The following is a 19415-nucleotide window of genomic DNA, read 5'->3' on the forward strand; positions in this document are numbered from 1 at the left end:
CGCCGGCACGAAGCCGAAGCGCGGATAGAATTCGGGATGACCGAGGACGACCACCGCGCCATGGCCGCGCTCGCGCGCCCGTGCGAGTCCCTCCTCGACCAGGCGCGAGCCGATGCCGTTTCCTTGGTACGCCGGAAGCACGGCCATCGGCCCGAGGCCGAGCGGCGCGCCGCATGCGCCATCGATCGTGACCGGGCTGAGAGCGAGATGGCCGGCGACGGCCCCGTCGAGCACCGCGAGCAGCGACAGCCCGAGTGCGCCCGCGTGGCGGAGGCGATCCACGAGCACGCCCTCGCCGGCGCGGCCGAACGCGGCCTCGTTGACGGCGCGGATGGCGTCCGCATCCGCCGGCGTCTCCTCGCGCACGACGACGGGCAGCTCCGCGAGCGTCTTCGTCATGACGACGCACGCGATGTCGCGTCCGGGCGCCAGCGTGTGCGTGGTCGCGCGCTCCCGCGCCCAGCCTGCGGCGAGGTAGAACGGGACCGCGTTGAGCGACGAGTCCAGGTGGAGGCGCCCCGGGCCGCGAAGGCGTGCCGTCGTCTCGAGGACGTGGAGGAGCGCCCGCCCCATGCCCCGCCGCCCCGCGTCCGGGTGCACGTACACCGCGCGGACCTCCCGATCGTTTGCATCGAGCACGCCGAAGCCGAGGATCCGCGCACCATCCTCGGCGACGAAGACGTCGCGCTGGACGACGTCCTCGGCGTAGCTCGCCGGCGTGAGACGCTCCGCCCACACCGCCACCTCCTCCGCGGCGTAGTGACTCCGGCAGGTGACGAGGATCGCCGCGGCGTGGGCGGCGTGGATGCCGGGTCCGTCGTCGGAACGCGCGCGGCGAATGCGGAGCATCAGGCCGACCATTGCCAGCGGGCGCCGAGTTGACAAGACGGGCTCGCGCCGGCCACTTCCGGATGCTCGCCATGACGCCGCGGGATCGTTTCATCGACGCCAACCGGCTCCGCCACCATCTCGTCGAGTGGGGCGACGAGGGTCGTATCGTGCTGCTGCTGCACGGCTTCCTGGAGCACGCGCACGCGTGGGATTTCGTCGCGCCGCGCCTGGCCGCCGCCGGCCACCACGTGCTCGCGCTCGACTGGCGTGGCCACGGCGATTCCGAGTGGATCGGCGCGGGCGGCTATTATCATTTCCCCGACTACGCCGCCGATCTCGCCGGGATCGTGCGCGCGCTCGGGGGCCGGGTCGCGCTGGTCGGACATTCGATGGGCGCGGGCGCCGCGGTGCTCTACGCCGGAACGCACCCCGACCGCGTCACCGCCCTCGTCTGCGTCGACGCGCTCGGGCCGCCGGACACGGACCCGAAGGCCGCCCCGGACCGCTACGTGGCGTGGCTCGCCGACCTCGAGCGCGTCGCCGTGCGCCCGCGCCTGCGCACGACGCTCGCCGAGGCGACGACGCGGCTCCGCCAACGCTTCCCCACGTTCCCCGACCCGGTCGCGGCCCACATGGCGCTCCACGGCACGCGCGCCGAGAACGGCTCACGCGTCTGGAAGTTCGATCCGCTGCACCAGACGACGGCCCCGACGCCGTACTACGTGCGCCAGGCCCGTCCCTTCTGGCAGCGCGTCGCGTGTCCCGTGCTCTACGTGGCGGGGACCGAGAGCCCGTATCAGCTTCCGGACGACGAGCAGGCCGATCGCCTGCGCGCACTCCGCGCCGAGCGCATCGAGCTCTCGGGCGTCGCGCACCATCCGCACCTCGAGGACCCCGAGCGCCTCGCCAAGGTGCTGATCGAGTTTCTCGGGAGGTGAGGACCATGCGCGGACTCATGATGGATCACCAGCTCACGATCACGGACCTCCTGCGCCGCGCACGGACGCTCTTTCCCGAGAAGACGATCACGACCCGGACGGCGCGCGGTCTCCATCGCTACACGTACGCCGACCTCGCCCGGCGCGCGGCGCGGCTCGCCAACGCCCTCGGCAGCCTCGGCGTGCGGCCGGGCGAGCGGATCGGCACCTTCGGCTGGAACACGTACCGCCACCTGGAGCTCTACCTCGCCGTACCGTCGTCGGGGCGCGTCCTGCACACGGTCAACATCCGGCTCTTCCCGGAGCAGATCTGCTACATCGTGAACCACGCCGAGGACGTCGTCCTGTTCGTCGACGAGGAGCTCGTCGCGGGCCTCGAGCCGCACGCGAGGGAGCTGAAGTCGGTGCGGACGTTCGTCTCGATGGGCGACGGCCCGCTGCCGAAGACCCCATTGCAGCCGATGGTGCGCTACGAGGATCTGCTCGCCGGCGCCTCCGACGAGATCGCGTGGCCCGAGCTCGACGAGAACGACGCGGCGGCCATGTGCTACACGTCCGGGACGACGGGCCACCCGAAGGGCGTCGCCTACAGTCACCGCGCGCTCGTCCTGCAGTGCTACGCGCAGTGCATGGCCGACGCCTTCGGACTCTCCGAGCGCGACGTCGTGCTGTCGGTCGTGCCGATGTTCCACGCCAACGCCTGGGGGCTGCCGTTCAGCGCCACGATGGTCGGCGCCGCGCAGGTCTATCCCGGCGTCGCGCCGGCGCCGAAGGACATCGGCGAGCTGATCCAGGCCGAGCGCGTGACGGTCACCGCCGGCGTCCCGACCGTGCTCCTCGGCCTGCTGCAGGCCCTCGAGGAGCGCCCCTACGACCTCTCGAGCCTGCGGGCGGTGCCGTGCGGCGGCTCGGCCGTGCCCGAGAGCCTGATCGCCGCCTACGACAAGCGCGGCATCACGGTGATCCAGGCCTGGGGCATGACGGAGACGGCGCCGCTCGCCACCCTGTCGAAGCCGCGCAGCTCCATGGAGGGTTGGAGCGAGAACGAGAAGCGCCGCGTGCGCGCGCGGCAGGGCATGCCGCTCGCCGGCGTCCAGATCCGCGTCGTCTCCGAGGACGGCCGCGAGCTGCCGTGGGACGGGCAGAGCGTCGGCGAGCTCGAGGTGCGCGGCCCGTGGATCGCGTCGAGCTACTACGACGACCCGCGCGCCGCCGACGCCTTCCACGACGGCTGGTTCCGGACCGGCGACGTCGTGAACATCGATCCGCAAGGCTACATGCAGATCACGGACCGGGCCAAGGACGTGATCAAGAGCGGCGGCGAGTGGATATCGTCGGTCGAGCTCGAGAACACCATCATGGGGCATCCCGACGTCCTCGAGGCGGCCGTCGTCGGGCTCCCGCACGAGCGCTGGCAGGAGCGTCCCCTCGCGTGCGTCGTGCTGAAGCCGGGACGCACGCTCGCCCAGGAGGCGATCCTCGACTACCTCACCTCGCGCGTGGCCAAGTGGTGGCTGCCGGACGACATCGCGTTCGTCGACTCGCTGCCGAAGACGAGCGTCGGCAAGATCGCCAAGCGCGAGCTGCGCGAGCGCTTCAAGGGGCACCGGTGGCCGATGGGACGCTAGTGCGCTCCATCAGCACGGCGCCGAACCGGCGATCGCGAAACGGCGGCGGGCCGATCTCGGCGACCGACCGGTAGTTCGCCTCGATCCACGCGAAGACGCGCCGCCCGTAGTCCTGTCCGAAGAAGCGGGCGCCCTCGTGCGCGGTCTCCTTGTTCACCAGCGCCACGAAGGCGGGCGGATGCTCCTGGAGCGAGCGCAGGACGGCATCCTCGCCGAAGACCGTCATCATGAGAGGCCCGATCTGGTAGTAGGGCGTCGGGTTCTCGCGCCGCGCGATGTAGTTGACCATGATGCCCTCGGGCGCGACGACGAGCGTCTGCCCGGACGATGCGCGGGCTCGCACCTCGCCGAGCAGCTTCTCCACCACGGGGCCGCGATCGTCGGCGAGGATGAGGTCGCGCCCTTCGCCCACGGCGTGCACCTTCTGCGCGACCAGGCGCGACATCGCTCCCAGGTGCGCCGGCACGCCGACCACGAGCGCCCCGAGGACGACGGCGCGCAGCGCCGGTCCGTAGCCGCCGAGCTCGCTCGCGGCATCGGGCAGCCACGCGAGGAGCGCCACCACCAGCACCAGCGTCGCCGGCATGGCGAGCACGAAGCCGTAGTGGAAGACGCGCGCGTCGAGGATCATCTTCGCGAGCATCGCGAGACCGAAGGCTGCGGCGGCCGCCTGCAGGGCGAAGCGCCGCGCCCGCTCGGGGTCGCGCCGGTGACGCGCGAGGGCGGTCACCGAGCCGGCCAGCACGAAGAGCATGAAGAGGGGCAGCGGGCGCGCGGCGTCGAACCAGGCGATCGCCCGCCATCGCCACCAGAGCCCGAGGGCGGTGGCGGCGAAGAGCGCGGCCGCGACGGGCGCGCGGTGCCGCCCGGGCCGGCGGAGCGCGACCGCGCCCACGATCCCGGGCCCGAGGACCGCGAGCCACCAGAGCGCGGCCGTGCCGAGCTTGGCGAGGTTCGCCGGCACGTCGTCGATGCCGAGCCCCTCGCGGTAGAAGGGCATCGCCACCAGGTCGGCTCGCGCCGCCGCACGCCAGTGCCCGAGCGGCCAGCGCAGGATCTCGTCGGTCGAGAGCACGCGCGCGAAGCACAGGAACGTGGCGGCGATCGGCACCAGCGCGACGCCTCCGAGCGTGCCGGCGATGCGCGCAAGCCGGCGCGGCGGCCTCTCGATCGCGACGGTGAGCGCGAGGCCCGTCCCGAGACCGATCGTGCCCGCGACCAACACCTCGACCTTGGTGAGAACGAGGAGCCCCAGCGCCATCCCCATGAACGCGATCCAGCGCAGTCGCCCGTCGGCCTGGTAGCGCGACAGGGCCCACAGGCCGGCCAGGGCGAGCGCCGCGCCGTGCGTGAGCTCGTGCGAGTACGGGCACACCCAGTTGTAGTTGCCGATGCGGACGAACTGCGCCGACGCGAAGAGCGTCACGAAGACGAGGCACGCCGCCGTCGCCGCGAGGTGATCTCCCAGGCGCAGGAAGAGTCGGTAGAGGAGCACGACCACCACCGCGGCGATCGCGATGTTGCAGCAGGCGAGCGTCATGATCCCCGGCCCGAAGAGGCGGAACCAGAGCGCATTCACGTACGGCGACAGCGGCCCGCTGATGTGCACGACGTCGGTGTAGAGCACCTTGCCGCGCGAGAGCTCCCACGCGAAGTCGACCTCGCGCCCGAAGTCGATGATCGGGTCGGGCCACGTTCGCCACGTCCAGGCGAGCATCGCGGCGGCGACCGCTGCGATGACCGCGGGGCCGACGAACGGGACGATGGTCGCCCACGCAGCGGCCGCGGGTACGACCGGCGTCGGCGGTGCGGGCTGCGGAGCGCGGCGGCGCCTGGCGCGACGCGCGTCCGTCATCGCAGCGCCGCGCCGATCACGCCGCGCCGGCGCGATCCACCGTGAGGCCGATCTCCTGCCCGTGCGACACTTCGAGGGTGTGCCCGTCGGGATCGGTGATGAAGGCCCAGTAGCCGACCGGCGGACCGTAGTCGGTCGGGCCGCGGGCGAGCCGTCCCTCGCCCCGCGCCTCGGCGCACAGCCGATCGACCTCGTCGCGGCTGGGACATCCGACGCCCAGATGCTCGAACGGCACCAGCATGCGCAGGACGCCGTTCGCCGCGCGCAGGAGCGGCCGGGGAACGTAGCGCGGCATCTCGATCAACACGATCACGAAGGGTCGCGTGCGGTCGCTGATCCAGGCGACCCGCGTGCTGCCGTCGGCGCGCTGGTGCACGACCTCCATGCGCGCGTACTTCCGGTAGAAGGCCGTGCTCGCGTCGAGATTCCCCACGAGCAGCGCCACGTGCGTGAAGCCGACGTCCGTCATCAGATCTCTCCCGCGAGGCGCCGCAGGACCCAGCGGCGATAGGTCTCGTAGGGCATCGCCCCCACGATCGGCACGTCGTTCCCCTCCATGACGACCGCCGGCACGCCGTTCACGTCGCGCGCGATGGCCTCGTTGTGCTGATCGACCACCTCGCGCAGGATCGCGGGATCGCCGGCGCGCTCGAACCCGTCGTCCGGCAGGCCGATCTCGCGCCAGAGCTCGAGGAGCGTCTCGGCGCGGGTGATGTCGCGGTTCTCGGCGAAGTACGCGTGCAGCAGGCGATCGTGCATGGCGTGGAAGGCCTGCAGCCCCAGCAGGGCAGCCGCCTTGGCGACCAGATGCGGCGGCACGCTGTGCGACGGCGGTCCCTCGTCGGTCGCCCAGACGCGGAACGTCCCGCTCTCGGGCTCCGCAGCAGGCCGCGTCCACGAGGACGTGTAGGCGCGGAACGTCTCCATGGTCCGGTTCGCGTCCGTGTGGGGTCGGAGGAGGTAGCTGCGCCACTCGAGCGCGACGCGATCGCCGAGCTCCTCCTCCAGACGCCGCAGCCGCACGGTTGCGTTGTAGCACCACGGACAGAGGTAGTCGGACCAGACGAACAACCGGACCTGATCGGCCACGCTCTTCCTCTACGCCGCGCCCGGCGCGTGCGCCAATCGCGTCCCTACGGCTGCACCGTCACGCCGTGCCAGAAGGCGATCCAGCCGGCGATCTCGTGCGCCGCGGGCTTCGGATCCGGATAGTACCAGGCGGCATCCGCGTTGACCCGGCCGTCGACGACGACGTCGTAGTAGCTGGCCGTGCCCTTCCACGAGCAGACGGTGTGCGTCGCGCTCGGCCGGAGATACTGTTTCGCCACCGCGTCGGGCGGGAAGTAGTGGTTGCCCTCGACCATGCGGCACGCATCGCTCTCGGCGACGACGGCTCCGTTCCAGATCGCTTTCGCCATGGATCCTCCGCGTCACTGCCGTGCGGCGAGCGTGAATCGCATCCCGTCGCGGCCCGCGACGACCTTGCCGGGAAACGCCTCCTGCACACCGGAAAGAAACCGTCGCTCGAGGAACCAGTTCGACGGAGCCGGCACGAGGTGCGTCAGCACCAGCGTCTCGACGCCCGCCTCGCGGGCGACCTCGGCCGCCTCCACGGGCGTCGTGTGGTACTCGGTCGCGTCCTTCGCCATCTTCGCGAGTCGGGGCATCCCGATCCGATCGGCGACGGCGATCGCGCGCCCGAACGCGTCCCGGGAGAGCGCCTCGTGGACCAACATGTCGGCGCCCTTCGCATGTTTCACCACGTTGGGACTCTTGCGGGTGTCGCCCGACACGACGACCGCACGGCCCTTGTAGTCGAAGCGATAGCCCACGGCCGGCCGCACGGGATCGTGATCGACCCGGAACATCGTCACCTTCAGTCCGTTGCGATCGAGCACCACCGCCTCGGCGTCGGGCGCGTCGGCGAGCGCCACCTCGTGGGCGTGCATGCCCGCCGCCGCACGCGGCAGATAGGCCTCGCCGTGGTGCAGCGTGCGCGCGTCGGCGTCCGCTGCGTAGGCGGTGTTGAACCCGTCCACGACCCGGGCCGTGCCGGCCGGTCCGTAGACGTCGAACGGGCGCGTCCGGCCGGCGATCCAGCTCTGGGTCGTCGCTTCGCCGAGGTCGCCGATGTGGTCGGAGTGGAAGTGGGTCAGGAACACGGTGGCGACGGCGTCGGTCGGAACGCTCGCGAGATCGAGCGTCTCGAAGGAGCCGGGACCGACGTCCACCAGCATCACCTCCCCGCCCGCGACGATGGCGGTGCACGCGCCGGCGCGCTGGGCGTCGGCGAGCGGCCCACCCGTCCCGCACAGCACGACGGTGAGGTCCGGAGAGGTGAGGAGCGTCCGGTCGGCGCGACGCAGGTTGCGCTCGATCAGGCGATCGACCAGCCCGTCACAGCCGCTCGCGGCGAGCACGACCGTGACCAGGAGCACGGCGGTCCTCATCCCTGCCCCGCCGCGTGCTGCCGCAGATAGTCCACCACCAGTCGCTCCTCCTCGTCGCTGAGCCACGGGCGCCGGAGCTGCCCGAACAGCGTCTTCATGCGCCCGAGCTGGTACTCCCACATGGGCCACGTCATGGAACCGGGCGCGTACGGGCGGTGGCACTCCCCGCAGCGACGCGCGAAGGCCTGCGCGCCGGGCGAGTCCGGGTCGGGCAGCTTGGTGCACGCAGCGAGCGCGACGACCAGCACGGCACTGGCCATCCGCATCACAGGGTCTCGCGGCAATACGCGATCTGCCCGGGGGCCTCGGCGACGCCGACCTCGAGCAGCCGAACGGCACGGCCCGCCGCTTCGGCGGCGAGCGCCACACGCAGTCGTCCGAGCAGGTAGGCCGCCAGCTCCTCGGCGGAGCTGTGGACGATGGGGAGCAGCGCACAGTCCTTGCGCGGGAACTGGAAGCGATCTCCCTGCTCGGTCGTGAGCTCGATCGTCGTGTCGGCGGTGACGACCCTGACACAGTCGCTGCGCTGAGGGATGACGATGCGCTCGTCGAGCTCCTCGCAGAGCGCCTTCGCGATCCGCTTCACCAGGCCGAAGTCGAGCACGTAGCCGTCGGCCCCGAGGTCGGCCTCGACGCGGACCGATACCTGGTAGTTGTGACCGTGCAGCGGCTCGCGAAACCCCGGATACGCGATGAAGTGCGCGGCTGCGAACTTGAGGTAGTCCTTCGCGACCACGACGCTGTAGCGTTGCGGCTCGGGCATGCGACGGCGGTTAGACCCGCCGCCTCGGCTCCTGTCAACGTGGCGCGCATGCGCCATGCGCCCGGTTCTCGTGGCATCTCCGTTGCTTGCTCGTGACTCCGCAGCGCGACTGGAGGCGCTAAAATGTCCACGAGAACCAAGGCGACTGCATCGATGCCATGGCGTGCGCCGTGCCGAACGAGTGACGCATGTGCGACGAGCGTCACGAAGGCGCCGGTCGGCGACGGCCGCCACGGCTTCACGATCATCGAGCTCCTGGTCGTAGTGGCGATCATCGCCATCATGGCGGGTACGGCGTACTCCCGGCTTCCCCGCAACCCGTACACCGTGTGGATTGCGCAGAACCAGGTCCTCGCCGACATCCGGCATGCGCGCGACGACGCGCTGACCAAGGGCGATCACTTCCGCGTCGACATCACCAACTCGACGACCTACGTCACCTATCGGCTCCAGCTCGTCGGCGGCGTCTGGGTCCCGAACGGGCCCGCCATTCGTTCGGGCACTCTGCAGAACGGTATCGTCTTCACGAGCGGCATCGGCCGCCAGCTCGAGTTCACGACGCGCGGTCTCATGCTCGTCCCCGATGCGGCGTGTACGTTGACCCTCTACCACGCCCCGAGCAGCACCTACCGCACCATCACCGTGTGGCCGTCGGGACAGGTCGCCCCAGGGTGAGCACATGACTCGTCACGCAGGCAAGAAGACGCAGGCCGGCTTCACCCTGTTCGAGGTGCTGGCCGCCATGTCGCTGTTCGCGATCGCGTCCCTGGGGATGGCCCAGTTCGCCGCCCAGAACATTCGACACACCGCCGACAACCGTGCGTCGACGGGTGCCGTCATCCTGGCCCAGCAAGAGATCGAGGACCAGCGCTCACTCGACTACATCGACATCGCGAGCCGCACCTTCACCGCCAGCATCGGTAACCAGGGGTACACGGTCACGACCGCGGTCGCCAACGACACGCCGGCTGCGGGCATGAAGCAGCTCACCGTCACCGTCAACTGGTCATCGCCGATCGGATCACGGAGCTATGCCGTACAAACCATCCTCACAGCGGTCAACTGAGCGCGGCTTCGGTCTCGTCGAGATGCTCGTGAGCGCGGCGCTCGCCAGCATCTCGCTGTTCGCGGTCTCGCAGTTCTTCATCATGCAGGCGAAGCAGCAGAAGGGGCAGGGCTATCGCGTCGAGATGCAGCAGGCGCTGCGCTCGAGCCTCGACGCGATCACCCGCGATCTCCGTCTCGCCGGCGCCTGCCTGCCGTCCACGGGCGACTTCGTCGCGATCGACGCGACGAACGGTGCGGGCACCAACCCGGATTCCATCACGGTGCGAGCCGGCATCGTGCGGAACGACCTGTCGTGCATCGTGACGTCGCTCTCGGCGCTGACGCAGCAGGGTCAGACCACCCTGACGGTCACGAGCGCAGCGGGGTTCGACGTCGGGATGCTCGTCTACGTTCGCCACCCAGGCGGCTTCGGCCAGTTCTCGTTCGTCACCAGCGCGGCCGGAACGAACGTCGTCATCGCCGACGCGGCGACGCAGGACTACCCGGTGGGAAGCGGTCTCTTCGCCGTCGACGAGCGGGTCTATCGGATCGACACGACCGTCACGCCGCCGCAGCTCCTCCTCACGGTCAACCGCGCCGCGCCAGAGGCGTTCGCCGCGGGGATCCCGGACCTTCAGTTCCGGTACGTGCTGCAGCAAAACTGTCCGCCGTGCGACGTCGTCGATCTGCCCCCCGACGACCCGACCTGGCGTCTCGTCAACGAGGTGCTCGTCACCGCGAGGGCGTCGACGGTGGGCGCCACGCGGAGCGAGGACCAAGTGTCCCTCACCGAGACGAGCCGGAGCAAGCCGAGGAATCTGCTGCCATGACGACAACGAGGTCTGCTGCCATGAAGACGACGAAGAACGTTCGGGCCGGACGCGAGGAAGGCTTCGCGCTCGTGGCCGTCCTGATGATCATGCTGCTGATCGCGGGCGTCACCGCGGCGATGCACGCCAGCGTCATGAGCGACACCGTGTCGGCCGGCGCGCACCATCGCGCCGCGAGCGGCTTCTACTCGGCCGAGGCCGGCATCAACCGGGGCATGGGCGACTACCGGAACATCTTCCTCTCCTACGGCACGCCGACCGTGGCGGATCACGCCCTGCACACGTTCATGCTCGGGGCACGGCAGGTGGATTACCAGCTCACGGACGTGCCCGGAAACCCGCGCCAGGTGATCGTCCCCGCGGGACGGCCGTTCGCCGGGATCAACGCGACCGAGTATCGCTACACCGCCACGTCGACGTCCCGGGTGCTGCCCGGGGACATCGAGGCGAGCATCGGCACGACGTTCAACGTCGACTACGTCCCGCTCTTCCAGTTCCTCGCGTTCTACCAGAACGACCTCGAGATCCTGCCCGGCGCGAACATGAACCTGCACGGGCCGGTGCATACCAACGGGAACCTGTACATCAACAGCGACGCGACCCTCACGGTGAACGAGCTCAACCCGAACATCCCGACCGTTCACCTCTCGTCCGCGGGCCGGATCTATCGCGGGCGCAAGGACGTGAGCACGTGCGCCGGTACGGTAAACATCGCGCGGCTCCGCGACGCCAACAACGACGGTGCCCTCGACATCCAGGCCGTCGGCTGCAGCGGCAGCGGGACCACCCAGCTCTCGAGCTCGACGCTCTCGGGCTGGCTCGGCGCGATGCTCGCGAACCAGCCGGCCGTGTCGGTGCCGACGCCGGACGCGCTCCAGCACGGCTCGGGCGACTTCTGGCACCAGGCCGACCTGCGCATCGTGCTCAACGTCAACGGGCGCGACGCGGCGGGCCGCATCCCGATCGTCGTACAGAACGACGACGGCACCACCAACGCCGCCCAGTCGACCCGGCTGCAGACGTTCATGGCCGCGCGGCCCGGACGCATCTTCTACAACGACGTCCCGCGAGCGGGCGGCGACCAGCCGGGTGCGTGCGTCAACGCCAACTCGTACTGCAATCGCGTGAACTACACGCCGAACTTCCTCACCGCGGCGGCGGTCTATCCGTGCGGAGACAGCTCGATCGGGCTCTACGCCGGGTGCGCGACCCGCGTGACGAACGAGCTGCTCGCCGACGGGACGCTCACGGCGCGGCGCGGCGGCTTCTACAGCAACCGCGAGGCCGCGTGGGTTCAGATGCTGAACGTCAACGTCCACGACCTGCTTGCCTGGAACCGCGGCACCATCGCGGCGAACCGGCTGTTCGATCCCGACGACACGACCGACGGCGGCGTCGTGCTGTTCTTCAGCGTGGACGGCCCCGGATCGGCGGGGGTTTCGAATCCGCGCTATGGCGTGCGCATCTTCGGCTCGCCGAACCTCGACTTCCCCGCGGCGGCCGACCCGACCGGCGTGACGATCGTGTCCGACAATGCGGTGTTCGTCGAGGGCGACTACAACACCGGCACCGGCACCTGCACCTCGTTCGCCGCCTGCCCGAAGAGCCCCAGTGCCATCATGGGCGACACGCTGAACGTGCTCTCGAACAACTGGGACAACAACTCTGCGTGCGGCAACGACTGCCAGAGCCGAACGGCCCTCAACTCCGGCTCCCGCGTGGCAACGTCGACGGCCATCAACGCGGCGTTCATCTCCGGCGTCGATACGACGGTCGCCGGCGCCTACAATGGCGGGCTCGAGAACTACCCGCGCTTCCATGAGGACTGGGGTGGGCGGACGCTCACCTACCGCGGCTCGTTCGTGAGCCTCGGGACGCCGCGGCACAACAGCGGCGCCTGGTGCGGCACGGGCAACGCCTGCAACATCTACAACCCGCCCGCCCGCAACTGGGACTACGACACCGACTTCCAGAACGTCGCGTTGCTGCCGCCGCTGACCCCTCGCTTCGTCGCGGTCGAGCAGATCCTGTTCACCGAGAACTTCCGCTAGCCGCCGCGCGCGTTGCGTCGGCCGGCGAGCCGTGGAATGCGACCGGGATGGTCGCACTCTACGACTCGGCCATCTCGGGCAACTCGTACAAGGTCCGGCTCGCGGCGGCCCAGCTCGGCGTCCCGCTCGAGATCCGTCCCGTCGACATCCTGCGGGGCGAGAGCCGCACGCCGGACTTCCTCCGCAAGAACCCGAACGGGCGCACGCCGCTGCTCGACGACGACGGCTTTCTGCTCGCCGAGTCGAACGCCATCCTGGCGTATCTCGCACGCGGCACCCGGCTCCTGCCGGAGGATCGCCGGCGCTGGGCGCTCGTCTTCCAGTGGCTCTTCTTCGAGCAGTACAGCCACGAGCCCTACCTCGCGACCTCGCGCTTCTGGCTGCTCCACAGGCCCGAGAGTCCGGAGCGCACCGCCGCGCTCGCCGCGCGGCGCGACGGCGGCTGGGCCGCGCTCCGCGTGATGGAGGGGCACCTCGCCCACCGTCCCTTCTTCGTCGAGGACTACACGATCGCCGACGTCGCGCTGTTCGCGTACACGCACGTCTCGCACGAGGGCGGCTTCCCGCTCGACGACTTCCCGAACGTCCGCGCCTGGCTCGCCCGCGTGCGCGCCGAGCGCGGATTCGTCGCCATGTGAGGAAGCGCGAGCGTCCGTCAGATGGCCGCGCGTTCCTCGCCTGCCGCGGCCGCGGCATACCGCTCGCGCGTGCCACCTGCGCCCCGTGCTCGGCCGCGACCCACGACGTAGTCCTGGGCCGCATGGGCGGCACGGCGGCCGGAGACGACGGCGCTCTCGATCGTCGCGGGCAGCCCGGTCTGCACCCAGTCCCCGGCGAGGAAGAGGTTCGGCACGGACGTCGTGGTCGGCGGCCGCGCGCGCTCGGCCGCCGGCGTGAGCGACAGGGTCGCGTGACGCTCGCGCACGACGTGCGCACGGGCGACCGCCACACCGGCGAGGTCGGGCAGCATCGCGCGCGCGTCGGCGACGACCGCCGCGGCGATCGCGTCGTCGTCGGCGCCGTCCCAGAAGCGCGCGCCGCTGGTGACGCTGGCGATGCGGTGCCCGCCCGCCCGCGAGGGCCCGCAATCGAACAGCCACTGCGCGCGCGCGCCGAGGAGGCCCACGAAGGGCGCCCCGGCGTCCGGACGGCCGATCGGCACCGCGCGCCCGAGCCACAGATGCACGCTCACGATGGGCGACGTGTCGACCTGCGCGAGCGACCGCAGTGGCGTCGCCTCGCGCAGCGGCGCCGGGAGCAGGCGCAGGAGCGCCGAGGCGGGCACGGCGAGGATGACGGCGTCGGCCGACACGCGCGAGCCGTCGCGCAGCACCACGCCGGTCGCGATCCCGTCGGCGATCGTCACCTCGGCGACGGCGGCACCCGTGCGGACCGTGCCGCCGGCGTGCTCGATCGCAGCGCGCGCCGGCCCCGCGTACGCGTCGCCGAGCGGGCCGCGCGCGACACCGAAGCGCGCCGCGCGCGCGCCGGACAGAAAGCCCTTGCGGAGCACGGCCGCGAAGGGCGCCGCCGCGGCGCGCTCCGGATCCTCGTTGAGCGTGGCTACGGCGAGCGGATCCCAGAAGCAGCGCCGGGCTTCCAGCGGCTGTCCGACCGCGTTCAACGCCTCGGCCACGGTCCGCCCGGCGAGCGTGCGCGGCCGCAACGCCACGAGGCGCACTGCACCCGCCAGGAGTCGCAGGCGATCGCTGCGCGAGAGCAGCGGGAATCCGAGCAGCGCTGCGAGCCCCTGCAACGGGCCCGGCACGGCGGGGGCGGCGAGCGCGGCGACGCCCCGGCGGCGATCGGCCATCGGCACGCACAGCCGCGGTTGGAAGGCGATCGCGTCCTCGGCGCCGATCTCGCGCAAGAACGCGAGCAGCTCGGTGTACGCCCCCATGAACGCGTGTGGCCCGTTGTCGAGCACGTCGCCCGTCGCGACGTCCGTGAACGAGTAGGCCCGGCCGCCGAGGAACGGACGGCGCTCGAGCAGCGTCACGCGCGCGCCGCCGCGCACGAGGCGCATGGCCGCGGCGAGGCCGGCGAAGCCGCCGCCGGCCACGATCACGTGCGGGGACGCGTTCACGCGATCTTGTACAGGAACGACAGGTGGGGCCGCGCCCACGCGGCGACCGCGAGGCCCGCCTTCTCGGCGCTGGTGAGGCGCACCCGCTCGCCGAAGACGTCGTAGCGGCGGAACATCACCCGCCGCAGGAGCTGCTCGTAGATGAGGCGCATCGCCTCCGCGGCGGCGAGCGCCGGTCGGTCCTCCTCCGCCAGCGAGAAGCGCGCGCGGCCGTAGTACTCGCCGGCGCGCGCGCACTCGAACGCCATCACCTGGCGGAAGGCCGCGGTGCAGCGGCTCGCGAGCACGTCGTCCTCCGCACACCCGAAGCGCGCGAGGTCCTCCTGCGGCAGGTAGATGCGGCCGCGCGCCGCGTCCTCGGCGACGTCGCGCAGGATGTTCGTCAGTTGGAACGCGAGACCGAGGTTCGTGGCGTAGTCGCGCGCCGAGGGGTTGGTGTACCCGAAGATCTCGATCGCGATGAGACCGACCGCCGACGCGACGCGATAGCAGTAGTCGGCGAGGTCGCCGTCCCAGCGGGCGTAGCGCGTACGCCGGAGATCCATCTCGACGCCGTCGACGACGGCCTCGAAGTGGGCGCGGGGGATGGCGAAGCGCTCCACCGCGTCGGCGAGCGCGACCCCGATCGGATGGCGGGGCGTACCGTCGTAGGCCGCGTGCAGCTCCTCGCGCCAGCGCGCGATCAGGCGTCGCGGGTCCCGGCGCAGATCCGGCTCGTCGGCGATGTCGTCCGCGGCGCGGCAGAACGCATACACCGCGGTGAGGCCGCGGCGGCGCTCGGTGGAGAGCAGCCGGAAGCCCCAGTAGAAGTTCGACGCCGCCCGGCGCGTGACCTCCTCGCAATGCTGGTAGGCCGCCTCCACCGAAGGCCGTACGATCGCCGTCGCCGTCATCGCCAGAGCTCCTTCCAGACGAGCCGCGCGAGATCGCCGCGATGCAGGCGCGGCCGCTCGGCGAGCACGTCGTAGTTCCCGGCCTCGATCCGATCGAGGATCGCCATCCCGCCACCGGCGAACAGGCGCACCTCGCGGCGCAGGCGACCCTCGACCAGGCCCGCGAGCGCGAGGCCGCGGGCGAAGAGCTCGCGCGTGCGCTCCACCTGGAACGCGAGACACGCCCGGAGGCCGTCGGTCGTGCGCCGCGTCGCGAGCGCCTCGCGGCTCCCGGGGAACCGGTCGAGGTCTTCGCCCGGAATGTAGACGCGCCCCCGCTCCTCGAGATCGCCGCGCACGTCCTGCCAGAAGTTCGTGAGCTGCAGCGCCGTGCACACGTCGTCGGCGCGCGCCGCCCGTTCCTCGTCGCGATGGCCGAAGAGGCCGAGCACGATGCGCCCGACCGGATTGGCCGAGCAGCGGCAGTATTCGAGCACGTCCGCGAAGGTGGCGAAGGCGCGCGTCTCGGCGCCGGCGTCGCGCCGGAAGGCGGTCAACAGATCGCGGAACGGCTGGACGGGGAGCGCATGGGCCGCGATCGTGTGGCCGAGCGCGACGAAGACGGGATCCGTCGCCGCCGCCGGATCGGCCGCGCAGGCGAGGAGCTGCTCCTCGAGCGCGCCCAGCGCCGCGAGGCGCTCGGCGACCGGCGCCGTGCCCTCGTCCGCCAGGTCGTCGCCGCGCCGCGCGAACGCGTAGACCGCCGCGAGATCGCGCCGCAGCCGCCGCGGCAGCAGCCACGACCCGACCGGGAAGTTCTCGTAGTGCGCGCGCGCGAGCCGCTCACACTCGGCATAGGCGACGGCGACGTCGCTCATGCCGCCAGCGCCTCCCGCGCCCGGCCGTAGATGCGCCGGTCGTCCCGGATGCCGGCGAAGACGAAGTCGCCGGTGAAGTCGGCCGGCGCCCGGCCGCCCTGCTCGCCCTCGTGCAGGAGCTGCTCGTAGGTCGGGACGTCGATCAACCGGCGGCCCGCGAGCGACGCGCGCACGCCCGTCGCGCCCAGCGTCGCCGCGCCCGCCGGCAGGACGCCCGTGAAGAACTCCGCGCAGCAGCCACTGCCGTAGGAGAAGAGCCCGATGCGGCGGCCGCTCAGCGCACGCCCCTCGTCCTCGAGCAGCGACGCGAGACAGAAGTAGAGCGAGGCGGTGTACGTGTTGCCCACCTGCGAGACCGCCTCGAGCCCGGGCGCGACCAGGTCGCGGTACGAGGCGGCGTAGAGGTCGTCGGTCGTCCCGCCGCGGTCGACCTCGAGGAGGCGCCGGTGTGCCTTGGCCGCCATCTTCGGGAACGGGGCGTGGTAGAGCACGCGCGCCAGGCGGTCGACGAGCCCCTCGCCCTCCTCGAGCGCCGGCCGCTCGAGGTCGCGGAAGGCGCGAAACGCGCCCGTGAGCGCGTCGAGGTAGCAGTCGATCGAGTACTTCCCGTCGACCAGCGCTTCGCGCCGATCGAGCGGCCGCCAGAAGTCGTACACGTTGGAAGCGTGCACGCCGCTCTCCTCCGAGAGGAAGAGCGCACGCGGCTCCGGGCCGACGAGCATCGCCACCGCGCCGGCGCCCTGCGTCGGCTCGCCGGGCGAGCCGAGCGCGTAGCGCGCGATGTCGGCGGCGATGACGAGCGCGTGGCGCGCCTTGGTGCGGTTCGCGCGGACCCAGTCGGCCGCCGTCATGAGCGCGGCGGTGCCGCCGTAGCAGGCGTGCTTCACTTCGTAGGTGCGGCAGTGCGGCCCGATGCCGAGCAGCTCGTGCACGAAGATCGACACGGGCTTCGAGTGATCGACGCCGGTCTCGGTGGCGACGACGAGCATCCCGATCGTGCGCGGGTCGACGCCCGCGGCGCGCAGGCAGCGCGCGCCCGCGGTCGCCGCGAGCGTGACGACGTCCTCGCACGGCAGCGGCACCGCCATCGCCCGCACGCCGAGGCCTTGGGTCAGCTTCTCGGCCGGCACGCCGCGCGCTTCGGCGAGCGCGGGAAGCGGCAGGGCATGCTGCGGAGCGTAGGCGTAGATGTGCTCGATGCCGACGCTCACGGCGCCACCTCGGTTCCGGCCGCGACCTTGGCCCGGTACTGGCCGAGCGCCATCAACGGGAAGTAGTGCCGGTAGAGGTGGTAGCGGAGGTAGAAGTGGCGCGGGAAGCCGGTGCCCGTCCACGGCTGCTCGGCCCAGGTGCCGTCGGCATCCTGCGTCCGCACGAGCCAGTCGACGCCGCGCTCGATCGCCGCGCGCGGCCCGTCGGCGGCGACGAGCCCCATGACCGCCCACGCGGTCTGCGACGGCGTGCTCTCGCCGCGCCCGGCGAGCGACTCGTCGTCGTAGGACGCCACCGTCTCGCCCCAGCCGCCGTCGGCGTTCTGCCGCGACGCCAGCCAGTCCACGGCCTTCCGCACGTACGGCGCCTTCATGTCCTCGCCGATCGACTGGAGGCCCATCAACACCGACCACGTTCCGTAGATGAAGTTGACGCCCCAGCGTCCCCACCAGCTCCCGTCGGCGCGCTGCGTGCGGCGCACGAACTCGAGCGCGCGGCGCGCGCGTCCGAAGTCCGTGCCGTACCCGACGCGGCCCATCACCTCGAGCACGCGACCCGTCACGTCCTCGGTGGGCGGGTCGATCATCGCCTTCATGTCGGCGAACGGGATCTCGTTCCAGAACGCGCGCGTGTTGTCGACGTCGAACGCCGCGTAGCCGCCGTTTCGACTCTGCATCCCGAGCGTCCAGTTGAGGCCGTACGTGACGGCGCGCTTGCCGGCCGCGGTGCGCGCCACGGGGAGCTGCGAGAGCCCCATCAGGATCACGGCCGAATCGTCGACGTCGGGATACCAGTCGTTCGCGAACTCGAACGCCCAGCCGCCCGGCTCGAGGCGCGGGTTGTAGACCGACCAGTCGCCGGGCCGGAAGATCTGGTGCGATACGAGCCAGTCGGCGGCGCGCCCCAGGACGGGATCGGACGGGTCCGTGCCCGCGTCGAGGAGCGCCTTCAGCGACAGCGCCGTGTCCCAGTTGGGCGAGACGCAGGGCTGGTACATGAGCGTTCCGTCGCACTGGATGAGGAAGTCGTCGATGCCCTGTATCCCCCGCATCACGACGGGGTGGTCCGCCGCAAAGCCCATCTGCGTCAGCGCCAGCACGCAGTTCAGCATCGGCGGCTGGATGCCGCCCCACTGTCCCGTCGAGTCCTGACGGCGCAGGATCCACTCGATGGCCCGCGCGATGGCGCGCCGGCGCAGTGGCTTCCACGGGCTCCTCCCGAGTTGCGTCAGCGCGCGATCGGCGGCGAGGAAGAAGTTCGCCCACGACACCAGCTCGGGCGAGCGATGGAACGCGACGTCCTCGTCGCGCGGCGGGCGGACCCACAGCTCGCTCACGCCCTCTTCGGGGGCGAGGCGTCCCTGCGGCGGGTTCGTCATGAGGAGCAGGATCGGCACGACCGTCTCGCGCGCCCAGCTCGACATCGCGTAGATGTTGAGCGGGAACCACGGCGGCATGAGGACCAGCTCGACCGGCATGTTGGGAATGCCGGCGGCGGGGTACTGGCCGAAGAAGGAGAGCCAGATGCGGCTGAAGACGCCGGCCTTGGCGAGCCCGCCGTGCGCCAGGATGAACTCGCGTGCACGCGCGAGCGCCGGCTCGCCCGTTCGCAGCCCGCCCAGCTTCAAGGCGAAGTACGCCTCGATCGTGACCGACACGTGGCCCGGACCTCCGAAGTAGAGCGGCCAGCTCCCGTCGGCCTGCTGGAGCGCCACGAGCCGCTCGACCATCTTGCGGTCGAGGTCGGAGCGCTGCCGGCCCAGCAGGCGGTTGAAGAAGACGAACTGCGCCTCCATCGTGACGTTCGCCTCGAGCGGCGCGTGCCAGTACCCGTGCGGGTGCTGGAGCCCGTAGAGATGGCGCCTCGCCGCGTCGATCGCGTCGGACACGCGCGGCACGAGCGTTCCGTCGTGCCCGTGCTCCTCCACCAGAACCAACTGTCCTTCACCGTTCATCATCCCGACTCCCCGTCCTC

General features: G+C 71.4%; 20 protein-coding genes. 7 read left to right on the plus strand and 13 right to left on the minus strand.

What is annotated here, in order from left to right:
• Positions 1-849, minus strand: an 849-nt coding sequence (locus VMS22_12535) for a GNAT family N-acetyltransferase (GenBank protein HXJ34852.1), incomplete at its 3' end; no start/stop codon positions are given.
• 29 nt (positions 850-878) lie between these two features.
• Here VMS22_12535 and VMS22_12540 point away from each other — a divergent pair.
• Positions 879-1769 (plus strand): alpha/beta hydrolase, encoded by an 891-nt coding sequence (locus VMS22_12540; protein ID HXJ34853.1) that lies wholly within the window; start codon positions 879-881, stop codon positions 1767-1769.
• Between the two features lie 5 nt (positions 1770-1774).
• Positions 1775-3397, plus strand: a complete 1623-nt coding sequence (locus VMS22_12545; GenBank protein ID HXJ34854.1) for a long-chain fatty acid--CoA ligase — start codon at positions 1775-1777, stop codon at positions 3395-3397.
• Here the strand turns inward: VMS22_12545 and VMS22_12550 are convergent.
• The 7 genes from VMS22_12550 to VMS22_12580 are packed head-to-tail and all read right to left on the minus strand — an operon-like array spanning position 3366 to position 8465.
• Positions 3366-5252 (minus strand): glycosyltransferase family 39 protein, encoded by a 1887-nt coding sequence (locus VMS22_12550; GenBank protein HXJ34855.1) that lies wholly within the window; start codon positions 5250-5252, stop codon positions 3366-3368. The genes VMS22_12545 and VMS22_12550 overlap by 32 nt on opposite strands.
• 16 nt (positions 5253-5268) lie before the next feature.
• Positions 5269-5721 carry a VOC family protein gene (locus VMS22_12555; GenBank protein ID HXJ34856.1) on the minus strand — a complete coding sequence of 151 codons (453 nt, stop codon included), beginning with the start codon at positions 5719-5721 and terminating at the stop codon, positions 5269-5271.
• Positions 5721-6341: a DsbA family protein gene (locus VMS22_12560; GenBank protein ID HXJ34857.1), complete on the minus strand. Its 621-nt coding sequence runs from the start codon at positions 6339-6341 to the stop codon at positions 5721-5723. The genes VMS22_12555 and VMS22_12560 overlap by 1 nt, the downstream gene beginning before the upstream one ends.
• Positions 6342-6385: 44 nt before the next feature.
• A complete protein-coding gene (locus VMS22_12565; protein ID HXJ34858.1) occupies positions 6386-6670 on the minus strand; it encodes a DUF427 domain-containing protein in 285 nt (94 codons plus the stop codon).
• 12 nt (positions 6671-6682) lie between these two features.
• Positions 6683-7702: an MBL fold metallo-hydrolase gene (locus VMS22_12570; protein HXJ34859.1), complete on the minus strand. Its 1020-nt coding sequence runs from the start codon at positions 7700-7702 to the stop codon at positions 6683-6685.
• Positions 7699-7968 carry a hypothetical protein gene (locus VMS22_12575; GenBank protein ID HXJ34860.1) on the minus strand — a complete coding sequence of 90 codons (270 nt, stop codon included), beginning with the start codon at positions 7966-7968 and terminating at the stop codon, positions 7699-7701. The genes VMS22_12570 and VMS22_12575 overlap by 4 nt, the downstream gene beginning before the upstream one ends.
• Positions 7968-8465, minus strand: a complete 498-nt coding sequence (locus VMS22_12580; protein ID HXJ34861.1) for a 6-carboxytetrahydropterin synthase — start codon at positions 8463-8465, stop codon at positions 7968-7970. The genes VMS22_12575 and VMS22_12580 overlap by 1 nt, the downstream gene beginning before the upstream one ends.
• A 123-nt stretch (positions 8466-8588) precedes the next feature.
• Between VMS22_12580 and VMS22_12585 the strand changes: the two genes are divergently transcribed.
• The 5 genes from VMS22_12585 to VMS22_12605 are packed head-to-tail and all read left to right on the plus strand — an operon-like array spanning position 8589 to position 13031.
• Entirely contained in the window at positions 8589-9140 is a 552-nt protein-coding gene (locus VMS22_12585; GenBank protein ID HXJ34862.1) for a type II secretion system protein, read from the plus strand.
• Positions 9141-9144: 4 nt separating this feature from the next.
• Entirely contained in the window at positions 9145-9531 is a 387-nt protein-coding gene (locus VMS22_12590) for a prepilin-type N-terminal cleavage/methylation domain-containing protein (GenBank protein ID HXJ34863.1), read from the plus strand.
• A 22-nt stretch (positions 9532-9553) separates the two neighbouring features.
• Positions 9554-10342, plus strand: coding sequence for a hypothetical protein (locus VMS22_12595; GenBank protein HXJ34864.1), 789 nt, complete (start codon positions 9554-9556; stop codon positions 10340-10342).
• 20 nt (positions 10343-10362) lie between these two features.
• Complete coding sequence (locus VMS22_12600; GenBank protein ID HXJ34865.1) at positions 10363-12393, plus strand: PilX N-terminal domain-containing pilus assembly protein; 2031 nt, start codon at positions 10363-10365, stop codon at positions 12391-12393.
• Between the two features lie 47 nt (positions 12394-12440).
• On the plus strand, positions 12441-13031 hold the full coding sequence (locus VMS22_12605; protein ID HXJ34866.1) for a glutathione S-transferase family protein: 591 nt from the start codon (positions 12441-12443) through the stop codon (positions 13029-13031).
• A 17-nt stretch (positions 13032-13048) separates the two neighbouring features.
• Here VMS22_12605 and hpnE read toward each other — a convergent pair whose 3' ends face one another.
• Genes hpnE through shc form a run of 5 tightly spaced genes read right to left on the minus strand, consistent with a single transcriptional unit; the run spans position 13049 to position 19398 of the window.
• Positions 13049-14479, minus strand: coding sequence for a hydroxysqualene dehydroxylase HpnE (gene hpnE / locus VMS22_12610; GenBank protein HXJ34867.1), 1431 nt, complete (start codon positions 14477-14479; stop codon positions 13049-13051).
• Positions 14476-15372 (minus strand): presqualene diphosphate synthase HpnD, encoded by an 897-nt coding sequence (gene hpnD, locus VMS22_12615; protein ID HXJ34868.1) that lies wholly within the window; start codon positions 15370-15372, stop codon positions 14476-14478. Before hpnD ends, hpnE begins: the two co-directional genes overlap by 4 nt.
• Positions 15369-16229, minus strand: a complete 861-nt coding sequence (hpnC, locus tag VMS22_12620; protein ID HXJ34869.1) for a squalene synthase HpnC — start codon at positions 16227-16229, stop codon at positions 15369-15371. The genes hpnD and hpnC overlap by 4 nt, the downstream gene beginning before the upstream one ends.
• A complete protein-coding gene (locus tag VMS22_12625; GenBank protein HXJ34870.1) occupies positions 16226-17440 on the minus strand; it encodes a hydroxymethylglutaryl-CoA synthase in 1215 nt (404 codons plus the stop codon). The genes hpnC and VMS22_12625 overlap by 4 nt, the downstream gene beginning before the upstream one ends.
• Entirely contained in the window at positions 17437-19398 is a 1962-nt protein-coding gene (gene shc / locus VMS22_12630; GenBank protein HXJ34871.1) for a squalene--hopene cyclase, read from the minus strand. The genes VMS22_12625 and shc overlap by 4 nt, the downstream gene beginning before the upstream one ends.
• Positions 19399-19415: the final 17 nt, after the last annotated feature.

The sequence above is a fragment of the Candidatus Eisenbacteria bacterium genome (assembly GCA_035577985.1).
Lineage (GTDB): Bacteria > Desulfobacterota > Binatia > DP-6 > DP-6 > DATJZY01.

Bases quoted from the DNA above. Each gene is read 5' to 3' on its own strand.
- VMS22_12555 (HXJ34856.1), bottom strand. From the start codon at position 5,721: ATGACGGACGTCGGCTTCACGCACGTGGCGCTGCTCGTGGGGAATCTC.
- VMS22_12595 (HXJ34864.1), top strand. From the start codon at position 9,554: ATGCTCGTGAGCGCGGCGCTCGCCAGCATCTCGCTGTTCGCGGTCTCG.
- VMS22_12575 (HXJ34860.1), bottom strand. From the start codon at position 7,968: ATGCGGATGGCCAGTGCCGTGCTGGTCGTCGCGCTCGCTGCGTGCACC.
- VMS22_12570 (HXJ34859.1), bottom strand. From the start codon at position 7,702: ATGAGGACCGCCGTGCTCCTGGTCACGGTCGTGCTCGCCGCGAGCGGC.
- VMS22_12600 (HXJ34865.1), top strand. From the start codon at position 10,363: ATGAAGACGACGAAGAACGTTCGGGCCGGACGCGAGGAAGGCTTCGCG.
- hpnD (HXJ34868.1), bottom strand. From the start codon at position 15,372: ATGACGGCGACGGCGATCGTACGGCCTTCGGTGGAGGCGGCCTACCAG.
- VMS22_12550 (HXJ34855.1), bottom strand. From the start codon at position 5,252: ATGACGGACGCGCGTCGCGCCAGGCGCCGCCGCGCTCCGCAGCCCGCA.
- VMS22_12585 (HXJ34862.1), top strand. From the start codon at position 8,589: ATGTCCACGAGAACCAAGGCGACTGCATCGATGCCATGGCGTGCGCCG.
- shc (HXJ34871.1), bottom strand. From the start codon at position 19,398: ATGATGAACGGTGAAGGACAGTTGGTTCTGGTGGAGGAGCACGGGCAC.
- VMS22_12580 (HXJ34861.1), bottom strand. From the start codon at position 8,465: ATGCCCGAGCCGCAACGCTACAGCGTCGTGGTCGCGAAGGACTACCTC.
- hpnC (HXJ34869.1), bottom strand. From the start codon at position 16,229: ATGAGCGACGTCGCCGTCGCCTATGCCGAGTGTGAGCGGCTCGCGCGC.
- VMS22_12545 (HXJ34854.1), top strand. From the start codon at position 1,775: ATGCGCGGACTCATGATGGATCACCAGCTCACGATCACGGACCTCCTG.
- VMS22_12605 (HXJ34866.1), top strand. From the start codon at position 12,441: ATGGTCGCACTCTACGACTCGGCCATCTCGGGCAACTCGTACAAGGTC.
- VMS22_12565 (HXJ34858.1), bottom strand. From the start codon at position 6,670: ATGGCGAAAGCGATCTGGAACGGAGCCGTCGTCGCCGAGAGCGATGCG.
- VMS22_12590 (HXJ34863.1), top strand. From the start codon at position 9,145: ATGACTCGTCACGCAGGCAAGAAGACGCAGGCCGGCTTCACCCTGTTC.